The organism is Bacillus sp. AK25 (genome assembly GCF_048270685.1).
GTDB lineage: Bacteria > Bacillota > Bacilli > Bacillales > Bacillaceae > Bacillus > Bacillus altitudinis.
Genome location: NZ_JBLUWC010000001.1, coordinates 484,623 through 501,211, shown reverse-complemented (window position 1 = coordinate 501,211; position 16,589 = coordinate 484,623). Strand labels below are relative to the sequence as shown.

At 41.3% G+C, this 16,589-nt stretch carries 11 protein-coding genes and 1 riboswitch; all 11 genes read right to left on the bottom strand.

From position 1 onward, the window contains the following. Positions 1-230: 230 nt before the first annotated feature. Positions 231-1,952, bottom strand: a complete 1,722-nt coding sequence (locus ACNO7B_RS02415) for a pyruvate oxidase (protein ID WP_035390394.1) — start codon at positions 1,950-1,952, stop codon at positions 231-233. Between the two features lie 70 nt (positions 1,953-2,022). Beyond that, complete coding sequence (locus ACNO7B_RS02410) at positions 2,023-3,849, bottom strand: APC family permease (protein WP_417901121.1); 1,827 nt, start codon at positions 3,847-3,849, stop codon at positions 2,023-2,025. A gap of 113 nt (positions 3,850-3,962) precedes the next feature. Continuing rightward, positions 3,963-4,110: riboswitch (cyclic di-AMP (ydaO/yuaA leader) on the bottom strand. 66 nt (positions 4,111-4,176) lie between these two features. After that, on the bottom strand, positions 4,177-6,258 hold the full coding sequence (locus ACNO7B_RS02405; protein ID WP_417901120.1) for a cellulose biosynthesis cyclic di-GMP-binding regulatory protein BcsB: 2,082 nt from the start codon (positions 6,256-6,258) through the stop codon (positions 4,177-4,179). A gap of 4 nt (positions 6,259-6,262) precedes the next feature. Further along, positions 6,263-7,486, bottom strand: coding sequence for a glycosyltransferase family 2 protein (locus ACNO7B_RS02400; RefSeq protein ID WP_417901846.1), 1,224 nt, complete (start codon positions 7,484-7,486; stop codon positions 6,263-6,265). 37 nt (positions 7,487-7,523) lie between these two features. Further along, positions 7,524-9,239 carry a DUF2334 domain-containing protein gene (locus ACNO7B_RS02395; RefSeq protein ID WP_417901119.1) on the bottom strand — a complete coding sequence of 572 codons (1,716 nt, stop codon included), beginning with the start codon at positions 9,237-9,239 and terminating at the stop codon, positions 7,524-7,526. After that, positions 9,229-10,080 (bottom strand): GGDEF domain-containing protein, encoded by an 852-nt coding sequence (locus tag ACNO7B_RS02390; RefSeq protein ID WP_144610479.1) that lies wholly within the window; start codon positions 10,078-10,080, stop codon positions 9,229-9,231. The genes ACNO7B_RS02395 and ACNO7B_RS02390 overlap by 11 nt, the downstream gene beginning before the upstream one ends. Then, positions 10,061-11,143: a glycosyl hydrolase family 8 gene (locus ACNO7B_RS02385; protein ID WP_417901118.1), complete on the bottom strand. Its 1,083-nt coding sequence runs from the start codon at positions 11,141-11,143 to the stop codon at positions 10,061-10,063. The genes ACNO7B_RS02390 and ACNO7B_RS02385 overlap by 20 nt, the downstream gene beginning before the upstream one ends. A 197-nt stretch (positions 11,144-11,340) precedes the next feature. Further along, entirely contained in the window at positions 11,341-13,527 is a 2,187-nt protein-coding gene (gene topB / locus ACNO7B_RS02380; protein WP_417901117.1) for a DNA topoisomerase III, read from the bottom strand. Positions 13,528-13,599: 72 nt separating this feature from the next. Next, entirely contained in the window at positions 13,600-14,655 is a 1,056-nt protein-coding gene (locus ACNO7B_RS02375; RefSeq protein ID WP_148780839.1) for a tartrate dehydrogenase, read from the bottom strand. Positions 14,656-14,752: 97 nt separating this feature from the next. Next, positions 14,753-15,685, bottom strand: coding sequence for a DMT family transporter (locus ACNO7B_RS02370; RefSeq protein ID WP_417901116.1), 933 nt, complete (start codon positions 15,683-15,685; stop codon positions 14,753-14,755). Continuing rightward, complete coding sequence (locus ACNO7B_RS02365) at positions 15,682-16,503, bottom strand: AraC family ligand binding domain-containing protein (protein WP_417901115.1); 822 nt, start codon at positions 16,501-16,503, stop codon at positions 15,682-15,684. Before ACNO7B_RS02365 ends, ACNO7B_RS02370 begins: the two co-directional genes overlap by 4 nt. Positions 16,504-16,589: the final 86 nt, after the last annotated feature.

Here is a 16,589-nt window from a genome sequence, read left to right as displayed (position 1 = left end):
TTGGTTAGTGCTTTTGCATCAAGTATCTTGCCCAGATTGCGCCACTCCCTCCATTATTGATCATAAAGTCTATTTTACCTTTCTCACTGAATTGGAAAAATAGGCTTTAAGTTGTAAAAAATCCAGTCTTTATATTTTTATACAGAAGAAAACAAGTGACAATTGGAATGATTTTACCTATTCAACAAAAAAAGTCAGTCTCCCTAATTGGAAGACCGACTACCTGCTGTTTAGAAAAAGCGTTTAAGGCTTTTCTTGAGTGGAGGGATATCCAGCTCACCTTTTTCAAAGAATTTTTTCAATAAATATTTACTAAAGCCTGCTGCTTGTGTGTACGTGATTTTACCAGGTAACGGTGGTTCATTGGTCACCGCAACATCAATGATCACAGGTTTCTCAGCTTGAAGTGCTTGATCAAAGGCTGGTGCTAGTTCTTCATGTGATGACACCGAGATTCCTTTACCACCGCATGCTTCTGCAAATTTTGCAAAATCAATATCTTCCAGCTCTATACCATAGTTGATGTTGCCTTTTACCTGTTGTTCATATTCAATCATACCAAGGTTGTTGTTGTTTAAGATCACAACGACAATTGGCAGTTTATATTTTACCGCCGTCACAAAATCTTGCATCACCATTGTGAAGCCTCCGTCACCACAGACAGCAATGGCTTGGCGGTTTGGTTCGTTTAATTTAGCTGATATTGCGCCAGGTAACCCACAGCCCATTGTGGCAAGCCAGCTGGAAATAATGAAATCCTGCTGCTTCATTTCGAAATGACGTGCCATCCATACCGTCACATTACCGACATCAACTGAAAGAATGGCATCATCATCGACCGCTTCTTCTAATCTAGCGATGACTTGCTGCGGTTTAAGCGGTGATGTGGCAATAGATTTTTCCTTATCCATTTCTTCTCGCCACTTCATCATGTGCTCTGTACAAGCTTCAAGGAAACCGCGCTGCTCTTTATATTCAATATAAGAGGTTAGTTCATGAAGACCAGTCTTACTGTCACTTACAATCCCCACTTCTACTGGATATCTTTTACCGATCTGATCCGGTTTGATATCCAATTGAATGGCAGGTGTGTCTTCCGGTAAGTAATCCCTATATGGGAAGGAGGTTCCAAGCATGATTAATAAATCGCACTCTTCCATCGCTTCATATGCCGGCTTCGTCCCGATCTGACCTAGGTTCCCTAAAAAGTATGGATGCCTGTCTGGAACAACACCTTTTGCAGGAAGTGTAATGACGATCGGTGCAGCTGCCTTTTCTGCAAACGAAAGAAGTTCTTCTTTAGCATTTCTTAATCCTTTTCCTGCTAAGATGACTGGCTTCTTCGCATTGTTAATGAGTTGAGCAGCCTTTAGCAGTTGATCTTTCTTCGGCCGCACGTCTCCCTCTACGTAAAGAGGAGATGTATAAACGGGACTCCGCTTAATTTTCTGAGCAAATAAATCATCTGAGACAGTGAGAACCGCCACCCCTTTATGGGTATAAGCAGCTTTGATGGCTTGATTCAATAAGTCAGGCAGAGCTTCTGCTGTTTGTACTTGCTGATTAAAGACAGCAACATCGTCAAACATCCGCTCTAATTTGATTTCTTGAAATGCATCTCTGCCTACTTCAGTTGAAGCAACCTGCCCTGCAATCGCTAATACAGGTGCACCATCCGCTTTTGCATCGTATAGTCCATTTAATAAGTGGACAGCACCTGGCCCTGCAATTGATAAACAAACACCGAGTTTACCTGTTAGTTTCGCATCAGCTGCAGCTGAAAGTGCTGCCACTTCTTCATGTCTTGTTTGTATAAATTGAATTTTGCTTGATTCATGCCTTAGTTCTTCGATTAATTCGTTAATACTGTCGCCGGGCATTCCATAAATATGTTTCACGCCCCACTCTTCCAGTAGCGCTGTTACTTCTTTTCCTGCGGTTCTTTGCGGCATGTGAGAAAACTCCTTTTTTCTTACTCCATACCACCGCACCCTTTTGATCAAACGTTTCAACTTGCTCTTGCTACTTTTTAAAGTGATATGGAAGAGTGGCGACAACAATATCCCGTTTCCATAATAAACGGAATCTTAATAAGAAAGCAGATTGATTATGCAAAATGGTGTGCCATCTTTTTTTCGGAATAAATTGAGGGACGAGCACCATCACTCTATATTGATGTGCATTTGCTTTCGCTTCAATCGTTTCAAGAAATTTATCAAGCGGGTGAATGAGACTTCGATAAGACGAATGTAAAATCACAAGACGCACATCACTATTCAGCTTTTCCCAATCAGCTTCAATTTTCTTGTCTTTCTCTTTATCAAACGATACATGAACCGCTATGACCTGGTCTGATAAGGATTTTGCATATTGCACAGATTGTTCGACGACACGTGTGACACCTGCTATTGGGACGATGACCACATTTCCTTTGATTTCGACAGGCTCGGTTTCATTCAATAAACGCAATTGTTCTCCAACAGACAGATAATGTTTCTTAATAGAATGAAAAATAAATAGAACAATTGGCATGAAAACAAATACTGGCCATACAAGGTGAAACTTGGTCAAAATGAGAATCATGAAAACCGTAAATGAAATAAGTGCTCCCACGATATTGATAGGCATTTTCACTTTCCATCCCTGTGGTTTTTCACGAATCCACTTTACACACATACCTGTCTGAGACAAGGTAAATGGAATAAACACACCGACAGCATAAAGTGGAATGAGGTGTTCCGTTTTCCCATCAAATAGCCAAATAAGCAGCATAGAAGCTACACCTAAAAAGATAATACCATTGGAATAACCGAGCCGATCTCCTCTCACTGTAAACATGCGCGGCATATATTTATCTTTTGCTAAGTTGACAGCCAATAATGGAAAAGCTGAAAAGCCTGTGTTTGCCGCTAATATTAAAATTAAAGCTGTGACAGCCTGAATGACATAGTAGAAAAATGTCCGTCCAAATGTGTCTGATGCAATTTGTGACACAACCGTTTCTTCTGGCTTTGGCGAGATGCCAAAACCAAACGCAAGCAATGTCACTCCTACAAATAGAACGGCCAGTAATCCCCCCATCATCAATAAAGTTCTCGCTGCATTTTGTGCAGCTGGTTTTTTAAAGGATGGAATTGTATTAGAAATCGCTTCAACACCAGTTAAAGCAGAACAGCCAGACGAAAATGCCTTTAATAAAAGAAATAACGTGATGCCTGATACATGTGTGCCAAATGCTGTATGTTCAGATGCTGGCGGCACTTGCCCTGTTAATAGTTTAAACCCGCCCACTCCAATTAAAATGAGCAATGAAAAGACAAATAGGTACACAGGATAAGCCAAAATAGATGCCGACTCTGTCAGTCCACGAAGGTTTAACACCATAATCACTAGAACTAATACGATTGAAATCATGACATGATATGGATATAGAGCTGGAAAAGCCGATGTGATCGCATCGGTCCCAGCAGAAATGCTCACTGCTACGGTTAAAATGTAATCGACGAGTAATGATCCACCAGCAACCAGCCCTGGTTTTTCACCTAAGTTTCTGCTGGAGACGACATACGCCCCGCCGCCTTCTGGATAAGCATAAATAATCTGGCGGTAAGATAGAATTAACGCCATTAAAAGAATTAATACACAACCTGCAATCGGGAGTGAGTACCAAAACGCTGCCGCACTGACAACTGATAGAACAATCAAGATTTGTTCTGTACCGTATGCGACTGACGACAATGCGTCTGATGACAATAATGCCAAAGCTTTGATTTTTGATAGTTTTTGTTCTCCTGCTGCCTGTGATTTTAATGGTTTACCAATTAAAATACGCTTCATCAAACTGTACATGTGTTGCCCGCTCCTTTAGTGTCAAACGATTTGAGTTACAAAATTTTGGATCGCCAAAAAGACACAGAGGCAATAGAATGCCCCTGTGCCTATTGTTTAGATCACAGGTTGGTCTTTGCTCTCTTTAACGCTTACGAGGTTAGCTGACGGATTCGGGCGCATGAGATTTTGCCCTACCTTAAAAGGATTCACCCCACGTGGTGTTTTATACCACCACAATTGGTTCCCCCGCTCATCGAAATGATTCAGCGATTGGTCTTTTATAAAAGAGATCATACTCCCGTTTGACACCAAAGTAAAGAGATTTTTTCAAGGTCTTTTGATCGTTTAGAACTCAGTCTTTTTACGGTTTTTTCGTACGAAATAGACAATTATCACAAGCACAAAAAGGATGAGTGCAGCGATACACACAAAGTAAATCCAAGACTCGCTGCTGCTTTGTTTTTCACTTGTTTTCAGACTGCTCGATGTGCTGCTGACGGATTGATGATTAGAAAACACGCCTTTGTTTTTACTCTCTATTGCAACTGTTGCTTTTTCTGTATTTGTTTGAAGAAATTGCATCACTTCATTTGACACGTTAGCTTCAGCTGCAGTCATTCCTGAAAAGACTGTCATTGTCTGTTCTTTATTCCAAACAGATGACTGCGTCCATACAATTCGAGCCGTTGTTTCGTTGATCATGCCGAAAGAAGATACATCATACTGATCCTTTTTCACCGGAACAACGAGATCAGCTGCATTTTCTTTAAGAAGAGAGAATGTTTGAATGCCTCCGATGAAAATGAGAGGGTGATTTTTCAATTGTTCATTTGTGACTTGAGAAGCTTTCATTAAATGATATTGAGCTACTTCTGGCTGACTAAAAGATTCCGTCAACATGGTCATTTGATTGATTGTTTCACGTTTGATTTGATCTGGTATGATGATCAATGTATTTTTCGAAGTGAACGGGAGCGGCCATGTGGCTAAATCTGGCTTTTCACTCGTTGTTCCTTCTGGTATTTGTAAAGAGCTATTTTTGTCAATGAATATCCAGCCTTCTTCATCCGTATGTCTGCATGATTCCATGTTTTTAAAACCACTTGTGACAAATTGCAAATCAATATATTCATTTTTTTGAAGTATGTTTGAATCTACTGGAATCGAGACATGATAGAATCCATTCGCATCTTTGCTGCCTAGTTTTGTTAATGGTACGTCGTGCGGTTCGTCATTGATCATAACAGTTAACCGTTCTGTTTTGCTTGCCGCTGTATCAGATTTTTTGAATGAAAGATTGAGCTTTGCACCTGATTTTTGGTTAGCTATTAGCGCTTTCGGATAATAGTAGTGGTCGGATGCCGTCTTGTTGGTCCCAACCGTGACATCATCTCCGCCAAAATCTTTCAAACGAATCTTGTGAGATGGTTTAGACGTTTGAACTGCAACCTTTTGAAGCACTAGGTCTGTTCCAGTCAGTTGATTCGTTAATTCTGACTGAGTTAGAACATTGATTTTTCCAGCGATTGTCACAGGCTTTTCCGCTGTCACAAATAGAATGGGCTGTTCTGTTTTCTTTGCTGTCAAAGTTCTCATCGCTAACGTAAGATGACTGCTTTTCGTTTTAATTCCTGCAGCTTGTTCAATCGTTTTCATCCGTCCATCCCAGCTTCCTATAGCTCCCACAGCAATCGTTGGGTGCGCCACTTGCTTGATGTCCTTTTCTTGGATAAGTTTGATCTCCTTTTGGCGATCTTTGTTTTTCAACGTACGGTATACTTTGATGGCTGCTTCTAATTCAGCTGCATCCGGTGAATTAGGAATGACAATGTCTGTCTGTTCTTTCTGATCACCTGTTTGAATAAAAGGTGATGGAAAGCTATCTAATGTGAAATCTTTCGTCTTGATTCCTTTGAATGTAAGTTCACTTTCAGGATACACTTTTAGCCAATTGGCAGGTGTCTCTTGGTTGATACACACGCCTTCTTTTAAAACACCATAAAATGTGACCTGAATGCGGTGAGTACCTTTTTTCAATTGTGATTTGTTCAACTTGATTTGAATCGACTTCTTCTGGTTTTTCCCTGATACAGGGATGGTCTTTTCGATCTCTCCATCAATCATAACAGTGAATGAGGAAGGTGAAATCAATAATGGTGAAGCCTCTATATTTAACGTCAATGTGCTTGACTCTGTTTTTTCCTGATCCACTTGATAGGTAAATTCAGTGCGGTCTTCTTGTCCATATAAGGTCACTACGTCTTCTGATAGATGCTGCGTTTTTGTTTTATTTTCTTTTGAAGAATGAACCCACTCACCTTTGACTTGAACTCGGTTGGATTGCGCCATTGCTTGACCTGCCATGAAAAAAGGCTGGATCGCTAAGGATAATCCTAATATATAAATCAACCATTTTAACGATTTCAATATGTCACCCGCTTTTCTTTTGTTGTTGATTGTAACGCTCGGTTTTGTACCATTTCACTTCTTGTTTCAATAATCGGCTTTTCGCCTCTACAAATAAGGAGTACACAACAAGCGCAATCCATACTTGGGAATAGGTAAAGTACATGAGAATCACAATGAGAATGTTTTGTTTGGTCAGCTCTGTTTTCTCTATGCTTAACGTAATCATCACTTCTGTTAAAAAGAGGAAGAAGGCTAAGCCCCATAGAATGAGTGCCACAGCTCCCACAGATAAGTGAAGATCAACGAATAAGTTTACGATAAAAATGCCGTTGGAGAGCAGTACACCAAAGAAAAATAAGAAATACGTAAAGAAAAAATAAAATAAATCAAAAATCATTCGTTTTCGTTTTAATTTCATAAACTGCCTTAAAAATTTGAGCACAACATATTGGTTGCCTCTAGCCCAGCGTGTTCGTTGCCGCCACCAGACTTTCCATGTTTCAGGCTCTTGTTCCCATGTAATCGCAGCAGGAAAGAACCGAATCACATAGCCCAAATTATACACACGAATTGTTAATTCAGTGTCTTCAGCTAGTGCATGGACATCCCAGCCGCCAAGCTCTTCTAAAATGTGCCGGCGGATCGCAAAGTTGGTGCCTGGTATTGTCGCAATGCCAAACCATTTCCATCTCCCGCCTTGCGCCATCCACTGGAAGCAGATCGTTTCTATGTTAATGAATTTTGTCAGGAGGTTTTTGGCTGCATTAATGACCCTGAATTTCCCGACAACAGCACCTGCTTTAGGATCATTCAATAATCCAAGAACCAAATGGTAGACGGCTTTCTTTTCAGGCATATTATCTGCATCGTATACACAAATAACGTCTCCTGTCGAAGCCTTCAAGCCTTCATTCAGTGCAGTAGATTTCCCCTTCCCTGCAAATGGCGGCTTTGTTTCAATCATATGGACATGATCGTATTGTTCACTAAATGATTGCACAATCTCCCCTGTACGATCAGAAGAATTGTCATTAATCACAATGATTTCAAGAAGGTGTTTGGGATAGGATAACTGGACCATGGCTTTTAGCGTCTGCCGAATGACCACTTCTTCATTATGTGCTGGAATGAGAATGCTGACGGTCGGCAGATCTTTCCCTTGTTTCGTCCATTTAGGCAGTACTTTTTCGTAAGTTAAATAGTGCTGAAAGCCTCCCTGCATCAGAAACATATGATATAGGAGCATGATCCAAATCAGTATTAATGATAGGTAAAATAAGATATCAGCCACCTGATTTTCTCTCCTTAAAGATCCGTTTTTTCATCGTCAGCCTTAAATACAATGTGTAAAAAGCAAATGCCACAATAAAGAGCAGCACCACCATTGTGAGCATTCGAAGCATATTTTCCATCCCGCTTCGTTTGTTTGTTTTTGGTTCAGCTATATTGGATTGCTCTATTTGAATATGTCCATTTCCTGTTGTTTTGATCTGGACATGCGGGGTTTCAACAGTCTGTTTTGTTTTCTTTAAATCTAGCCATTCACTAGAAGGGATCGCATCCATTTGTGTGATTAACTCTTGCAGCCCATCTATCCCCGCTTCCACATCATAGGACAGCCCAATGGCGGCGGATTGGATATGCTGCATGGATTGAATTGTCTGCTCAGCCAGTATGTTTGCACCTTCTTGGCCAGACGCTGTATCTATAGACTGTTCAGGATATAAAGTCATGCCATGAAGCATGGCGGGTGTCGACAAAAATGGTGATGCACTACTTGTTTTCCATGTACGGTCTGAGAGCTGCACCTGTCCAAATAGACTGGACACATGGCGGGAAATCACTTCATAGCCTTGCAGGGATATGGCGTCATTCGGCACTTCAAATGCAAGTGGATATAACCCCTGCTGCGTGAGCAGTTCAATGCCTTTTGTCAGCTTTTCTTCTGTATAGATGGCTTCTTGATGTTGATTGGATGTGATATACGTATTAAAATCTTTTTCATTCGAAAAAAAGCTTTTGTTCAGCTGCTGATCAGCTTTCTCTGGTTCATTTGACGTAACGGGCTGATCGTACTTTACATCCCAAAATTCAAAGCCTTTACCCGACTCCTCCGCTCGATACGTACGGCTAAACCCATGAAGAACGACACTAGCTCCATTGCTTTGCAATTGTTTTAACACGTGGACAAGTTTAGGCCGGTCACTGAGCGTCACTTCATCCCCTGTTGCTGGATCAATCCATATAGGGGTCACCGCCAGCAGAAAAGGGATATGGCGAGCTGTTACGTATCGCCCAAGTTCAAGTAACTTCTTCTCATCCGTGACGGGGTTAATCTTCCCAATCTGTAAGTACTTTGTCGTCGTTTGATTAGAAGCCGGCAGGAGACTTTCCAGCACCTCTGCAAGCAGCTTGTCGTGCTGAAGGATATTTAGCATTCCGACATATGCCGCACCTTCTTTTGTTTGAATCACAAATGGCTGCTCAGCTTGATTTTTCTTCATTAAGAATTTACGTTGCAGATCTGTCCCTTGAACCGCCTGAGCTGTGATTCCTCTCTCTAGCTGACGGTATTCTTGATCATCGGTCTCTTTGATTTGACTGATGTGATCTTGTTTGTGAAAAGTAAGCTTGGAGAATGGGCGAAGCTGTTCCGCATTGTATCCTATTGCAATTAAGCGTTTTGATTCGTTTATGAGACGAATGGTTTGTGCTTTCAACGTTCTCTTTTCTTCACCTATATAGATAACTAGCTGAGAGTCATTGAGGTTCTTTTCAGTGATTTGTTCATCAGATAAAATGGTCGTTCGTGTGGAAAAATGCCCCACAAGTACATCAAGCATATGAACAGTTGGCGTTGTCTCACCTGACTGTGTGGAATAGACGATGAGGGTCCTGGACTCTTTCTCAAGTGCACCGGCTGATGTACTGTCTTTGATCGAAAGCATAGAGAAAAGAACGAATAACAAACAACATTTCGTCAAAACATTAAAGTTCATTCATCATCATCTCGTTTTCTAGTTCTTCTAAAAATTGCTCTGGTGTCCGATAATCCGATCTGCTTGTTAAATGACAGACATGAAAAGTTAAGGTCACTTCACGACCATTTAGCAGGACATGCGTTTGCAGTTTATCCTTTAGCTTTTCAAGAACGATCGAGACGTTTTCTGCAGGTGTGTGAGTGAGCAGCAGCCCGATTCGTTCTTCCGATAATCGAAATTTCTTATCCGTTTCTCTCACACTTTCGCGTATCTTCATACTGAGTTGCTGGAAAAGATGCTGCATTTCTTTTTCTCCATATAATGTTTTGAATTCAGCTGAGTAGTGCATATGAAGAAGGATAAAGACGAATGGCTGTTTATATCGTTCTGCTCGTTTCATTTCCTCAGATAACTCGAGCCTCATTCGCTCTGCATTGTCAAATCCTGTGGTTGAGTCAATCGCTACAAATTGTTTGATGGCCCTCTTTTGTTGGTCAATGGTGTAACGCATCGTTTTTATTCGCTCATGCACGTTTCCAGCAGAAATAGCAAAAAAGAGAAGCGCCACGCCCCATATCACGACATCTTGCAACGTTTGATTAGAAAAGAGTGAATTTGTGTGACCAAGCTCTGTAAAGAACATCCCGCTTCCTATAAAGAACAAAATCAACAAAGTAAAAACCAATGCTGGCAAAATACCAAATAAAATACCGCATCCTATCACGACAAATGTGAGTGTGATGATCATGACACTCTCCGCATCACGTCCATTCAAGTAGCCCATAAATAAAATGAGTCCCGCAAACGTGAGGAGCAGCGTATAATACGTGCGATAGGTGTTACTGAATAACCTTTTCATTTAGAAGCTCCCTTTCTGCAATTAGAGGCAATAAATTATCAAATGAGTGTGTATCTTTTTCGTTCATATAGCCTCCGTAATAAGGCTTGAGAGGATCTTGGATTTGCAGCTCTTTCATTCGGTGATAGACGTCTTTTGCAAAATCATCTTCTCCTTGTTTGAGTGCATATAAGATCACCAATGCATAGACTGAAGGCGATTCATACGTCACTGCTGGCTGTAATGTGCTCAGTTTATATCGTCCGTACAGCTTTCCTTCCTTTTGGAAGTTGGTTTTCAGCCATTTCATGATGACTGATGTATCAACCTGTGCACGTTCAGCATAAAGAGCCGTATAAAGCTGGTCGATCAAGTTGATTTCCTGATCAAATGAGTAGACTTTCTTCGCTATGTCATAGGATTTTGGAAAAAACCCTTTTTGTCTCGGTGCATTTTTTAGAATGGCCAATTGGTTGTTCATCATTTGTTCTGTGAATAGGTGGAGGGATACTAGTTCTTTGATTGCTTTTGGGTCAAGATATGAAAGTGTGATTGTGTGTGAAGTTTGTTTTGTCGATGCATCATAATAGTCGGTCAACATACCCTTGAACATGTTTTTGTCTTTTAACGCTTTTGCGATTTTTTTGGCTGTGGTTTGATACACTGACTTCTGCCACAATTGATCTGCTTTTTGAAGTGCTGTTACTACACGTAAGTCATCAACTAAAGCATTGACTTTGCTTTTTTGATGAGATTCGATTTGCCAGCTAAGAAGATCATGTTCCAGTAAGAATTGAGTGCGCAGGACGTCTACCTGTTGATCAAAAGATGTTTGATCTTTTTTTCTAACAAGATAATCCATCCAAAGTCCGAGCGATTCTGATAAGTAAGTAGGCTGCTCCGCAAGCGAGGTCCGAATCATGCCTTGGTCTGTCATTAAGTGGTGAGTCATAAAGTACTCTCCTGACAATACTGGTTTTGCAGGTTCTGGTTGAGCTGAATGTTGCTGCTGTTTCCAGGTACATCCGCCTAGTAGAATGACAATGAGTATAGCGATAGCTGTACGATGTATGGGTGTATCCATTCGTGTCCCCTTTCAATCCTTGTTCTCTCTAAGCATCTAACGATTTATTATAGAGCGTTTCTGTTTAAATGAAAATAAATATTTTATACCAAATTACGAGTCTTTTCGCTTACATATTTCCATTTACAGAAAAATAACATGTCAAAATACTCGAACAAACAAAAAACCCATGCGAATTCACATGGGTTTTTACACAACTATTGATCTAATTTTAGTTTCTTCAATTGTTCTGCAAGTGCGTTATTGATTGGTTCTTCCACTTTCTTTTGTTTTTTCATATATTTAGACACATCGTGCTTACTGGCTCGTTTTTGATTGGATTGTGATTTGCGTTTTTCGAAAACAGACAGTTTCTCTCTATGACCACAAACACAGGCAAATATTTTGCCATCACCTTCCCCGCGCAGCTCAAGCTTTTTATGACAGTTCGGGCAGCGTGCATTTGTTTTCTTTGCCACATTTTTTCGATGTCCGCATTCTCTATCCTGACAAACAAGCATGGTGCCGTTTTTCCCGTTCACTTTTAACATGAGTTTTCCGCAGTCAGGGCAATGTGTGCCTGTCATGTTGTCATGCTTAAAGGTTTGGTTCGTTTGTTTGATTTCAGATACGGCTTGTTTTGCATATGACTTCATTTCACTCATGAATTGAGAAGCTTTCAATTGGCCTTTCGCAATTTTAGAAAGCTTTTGTTCCCATTCCGCTGTTAACGCAGGTGACTTTAAATCTTCAGGTACTAAAGAAAGCAGCTGCTTCCCTTTCGATGTGATGAAGATGTCTTTGCCTTTTTTCTCAATTAAGAAGCTGTTAAACAGTTTCTCAATGATATCCGCTCGAGTTGCCACTGTCCCCAATCCACCCGTTTCGCCAAGGGTTTTCACTAAGTCCTTTTCCTTGTTCTCCATAAATGCAGACGGGTTCTCCATGGCAGATAAAAGGGTCGCTTCGTTAAAACGAGCAGGAGGTTTCGTTTCGCCTTTTGTCTCTTTTAATTGGCGTACGTCAAGTGACTGCCCCTCTGTTAATGCCGGCAAGTGCTGATCTGCTTCAGCTGATTCCTCGTCTTCATAGGAATCATCGTACACGGCTTTCCAACCGGCTGATTGCACAATTTTTCCTTTCGCTGTGAATGTCTCACTGCCGATCTTGGCGATCACTGTGGTTTCCTCATATTCAAAAGGGGTCATCAGTACAGCGAGGAATCGCTTGGCAATCAGGTCATATAATTTACTCTCTTTATCACTTAATGCACCCGGATACAGCTCTTCCTCGGTTGGAATGATCGCATGGTGATCTGACACTTTGGCGTCGTTGACAAAACCTTTATGTGCTTTAATGCCTGATTGTAGAATGCGATTAACATGCTGCGCGTAAGGTCTAACGTTCATTCCTTTGAGTCGATCTTTTAATGTGGGAACGATATCTGCCGAAATAAAACGTGAATCTGTACGCGGGTACGTGACGAGCTTATGCTGTTCATACAGACGCTGAAGTGTAGACAGTGTTTCTTTTGCTGAAAAACCGTAGCGTTTATGGGCATCACGCTGCAATTCTGTCAGGTCATACAATCCTGGAGCAAAGGCTTTTTTCGCTGTTTTTTTCAGTGCATCAATCACTGCAGGTTTTCCTTTACAGGCTGCCAAGCGCTCCGTCACTACATCCTCTTGGAATGTACGGTTTTGTTTGGTCTTTGCATCCTGCCAAGTCAGCGTCAGTCCGTCTACTTGTGCCGTCAGCCCAAAGAACGGCTTCGGCTGGAATTGCTGAATGTCTTCCTCTCGCTTGGCGATCATAGCAATCGTTGGCGTTTGCACACGTCCACAGGATAACTGCGCATTGAACTTCGTTGTCAGCGCTCTTGTTGCGTTGATTCCTACAATCCAGTCTGCCTCTGCACGCGCAACCGCCGAGCGATACAGGTTATCATACTCTCTGCCGTCTTTTAATCGTTTGAACCCTTCTTGAATGGCTTTGTCTGTAACAGACGAAATCCATAGGCGTTTCAGAGGCTTTTTCACATGTGCTTTTTCAAGAATCCACCTTGCCACAAGCTCCCCTTCACGTCCAGCATCTGTTGCGATGACAATGTCTTTTACATCTTTTCTCGCCAGCTGCGCTTTGACCGCTTGGAACTGTTTCCCTGTCTTTTTCATCACGACAAGCTTGAGTGGTTCTGGAATAATTGGTAAATCCTCTAGACGCCAGGATTGAAATTCTTTCCCGTAGCCTTCTGGATCAGCCAGTGTCACCAAGTGACCAAGCGCCCACGTGACAATGTATTGATCTCCTTCTAAGAAACCATTTCCTTTTTTATGACACTTCAGTACACGTGCAAGGTCACGTCCAACTGAAGGTTTCTCTGCTAATACAACTGTTTTTGACACTAGATTTCACATCTCTTTCTTCTATCCATCCTTTTATTATAGCAGACGTGGAGATGCGGTTCTAATGACGGATTATTTCTTCAATCGTTTAATGATTTCGTTTGTGACCTCTTGTGTTTGATAAGCTCCGCCGATATCTGCCGTTAAAAAGCCGTCTGCTGTGACAGATTCAATCGTATCGAGAAGGTGTGTGCCTAATTCTTCCTCTCCAAAATGATCAAGCATAAGTTTAGCGGTCCAAATTTGTCCGATAGGGTTTGCGATCCCTTTTCCAGCGATATCTGGTGCTGATCCATGTACTGGCTCAAACATGGATGGATATTTGCCATTTACATTGATATTGGCTGCTGGTGCGACACCAATACTACCCATGATAGCGGCACCAAGATCCGTCAAAATGTCACCAAATAAATTGCTGGCAACAATCACATCGAATTTCTCTGGTCTTGTGACAAAGAAGGCTGAGAGTGCATCAATGTGCTGAGAATCTGCCGCCACATTAGGGTAGTCCTTTGAGACGTCTTGAAACACTTCATCCCAAAATGGCATGGTATGCACGATGCCGTTTGACTTTGTTGCACTTGTTACATGCTTTCGTCTCTTTTCTGCTAATTGAAAAGCAAAACGCATCGCACGTTCTGTCCCTTTTCTAGAGAAGACGGCATTTTGAATCGCAAGCTGATCCTCCCCTTGATAAATCCGGCCCCCAATTTCACTATATTCGCCTTCTCCATTTTCTCTTACAACTAGTAGATCGAAATCTTTTGGCTGAGCAAGCGGAGAACGGATGCCGCTCAGCTGTTTTGCAGGTCTAACGTTAATCACCTGTTCAAATTCCCGTCTAATTTTTATGAGCAGTCCCCAAAGCGAGATATGATCAGGCACTAAGTTGGCATCACCGACAGCCCCTAAGAAAATACTGTCAAAGGCTTTCAATTGTTCCAATCCATCCTTTGGCATCATCTCGCCATGCTCTAAATAGTATTCGCAGCTCCACGGAAAATCCTGAAAAGAAAAAGTCAGACCGCCATGCACCTCTGATATCGCTTTCAAAACACGTACTGCTTCTGGTACAACTTCTTTTCCTACCCCATCACCAGGTATCGTCGCAATCGAAAAGTGTTTCATTGTATTCTCCCCCTTATGAATGGTCGACCGTCGACCGATTAAGTTGAGTTTACTAAAGAGTTTATGTTCTTTCAATAAACAAAAAGACGCTTTTTGATCAAAGCGCCTTTTTGTTCTGCAACTGTAATGGGACTGACTGTTTTTTTCTACCTGCTCCTTTTTTATCTGAAAGAAGCAATCCTCCCAAAGTCAGAGCTGTTCCGAGCAGTGACATGAAGGTCAATCTCTCATGGAGAACGATCATTGAAATGACCATCGTGATGATTGGAACGCCATAAATGTAGATACTCGATTTCACCACACCGATCGTCTTCACGGAAAAGCTCCATGTCAGAAAACAAATAGCAGATGCAAAGACGCCTAAAAACAGCAAGTGGAAGGCAAACGATGGATTCGTCAACCGCTCCCAGTCTAAACGAATCTTAAAATGCCAGATCAGTGGAATCATCCATAAAAGCCCGTAAAAGAAGACACGTCTTGTCACCTGAATAATATGGTAGCCATATTGATTGATCATTTTCGATAAAATGGAATAAAATGCCCAGACAATGGTAGCCATAAATGCTAAAGCATCGCCGAGTGGATTCAATTGGAATGTCGTCATCCCGTTCAAGCTAATCAGCACAATTCCCGTCATCGCAATGAAAAAACCGATAAAAAACCGGCTATGTAGCGGCTCATCTTTTAATAAAAAATAAGACAATAGAAAAGAGAAAAATGGGACAACGGAGCTGATAACACCTGCATTCGAAGCGAACGTATAGGTAAGTGCAACATTTTCTAAAAAATAGTATAAGACCACACCGCATAACCCTGCGAGCGCAAACATCCCTTCATGCTTTCTATGCTGCACCTTCATGGTGACTGGATAAATGATCATCAGGGCAAGGTACCCAAGGAAAAAACGAAAAAATAAAATCTCTGTTGGAGAAAAAGCCGTTAATAATATTTTGGTTGATATAAAAGTAGATCCCCATAAAAAAATGGTGAGCATGGCTGCTAGAAGACCAAGAAGCTGTTTATTTTTCATTTTGCTATTACCTGCTTTGCAAAAATTTGCTGATACTGCCCTGGCGTAAGCCCAATAAATTCGGAAAAGAAATGAGTCAAATGACTTTGATTAGAAAATCCAGCGGCAGCAGCTACATCTATTGGCTTCATTCCTTGGGCGAGAAGTTCCTTCGCATAGTTCACCCTGATTGTCTGTAAATAACGATACGGCGTAATTCCTCTGAACTTTGTAAAAGCACGCAGCAATGAATATTTGTTCATGGACACAAGCTCACCTAAGTCATCTAACGATATATTTTCCGTGAGATGTGTTTCAATATATTGCTGTACGTTTTGGACTTTTTGTTCATTGGCATTGGCTGCTGATGCTTTTTCCTCTGGTGTATCAGAATAGGTTTCGATCAACTGCTTCATCAAAAAGTAAAAGGCTTCCTGTTTATTCAAAGCAGGAGCTTCTTCTGTGATCATTTGATGAAGATCATATAATTGCTTTGCTAGTTCACTTTGTGAAACCACAGGGGCTTTAAAATGCGGCTTGTGCTGAAAGACCTTCTCCAGCACCTCTGGTTCAATATTTAAGCTGCGATAATCTAGCGGCATGTGATCAAATTGTTCACATGCGTGGTTATCGTACGGATTGAAAAGAAGTATATCTCCTTTTTCAATGATGTATTCTTGATTTTGGCAGAACATACGTCTTTGACCGCCTTCAATAAATCCAATCACATAGTATGGATGAAAATGTTTTGGGAACTTTTTGATGATGGCATGAAAGCGATACGCCTCTATTTGCAAGTCCTGGTCAAAATGGACTGTTCGTTCCTCTAGTATTCTCATGTCGATCCCCTCTTTTCACTGAGCTGATCATTAGTGTAGCACACCCTTTTTCTCTTGGATTGTACGATATTGACTTTTCGATGCAG

Coding starts and splice junctions, on each gene's coding strand:
- ACNO7B_RS02415 (WP_035390394.1), bottom strand. CDS start 1,952: ATGCCGCAAAGAACCGCAGGAAAAGAAGTAACAGCGCTACTGGAAGAG.
- ACNO7B_RS02410 (WP_417901121.1), bottom strand. CDS start 3,849: ATGTACAGTTTGATGAAGCGTATTTTAATTGGTAAACCATTAAAATCA.
- ACNO7B_RS02400 (WP_417901846.1), bottom strand. CDS start 7,486: ATGCTCCTATATCATATGTTTCTGATGCAGGGAGGCTTTCAGCACTAT.
- ACNO7B_RS02395 (WP_417901119.1), bottom strand. CDS start 9,239: ATGAACTTTAATGTTTTGACGAAATGTTGTTTGTTATTCGTTCTTTTC.
- ACNO7B_RS02390 (WP_144610479.1), bottom strand. CDS start 10,080: ATGAAAAGGTTATTCAGTAACACCTATCGCACGTATTATACGCTGCTC.
- ACNO7B_RS02385 (WP_417901118.1), bottom strand. CDS start 11,143: ATGGATACACCCATACATCGTACAGCTATCGCTATACTCATTGTCATT.
- ACNO7B_RS02375 (WP_148780839.1), bottom strand. CDS start 14,655: ATGAAACACTTTTCGATTGCGACGATACCTGGTGATGGGGTAGGAAAA.
- ACNO7B_RS02370 (WP_417901116.1), bottom strand. CDS start 15,685: ATGAAAAATAAACAGCTTCTTGGTCTTCTAGCAGCCATGCTCACCATT.
- ACNO7B_RS02365 (WP_417901115.1), bottom strand. CDS start 16,503: ATGAGAATACTAGAGGAACGAACAGTCCATTTTGACCAGGACTTGCAA.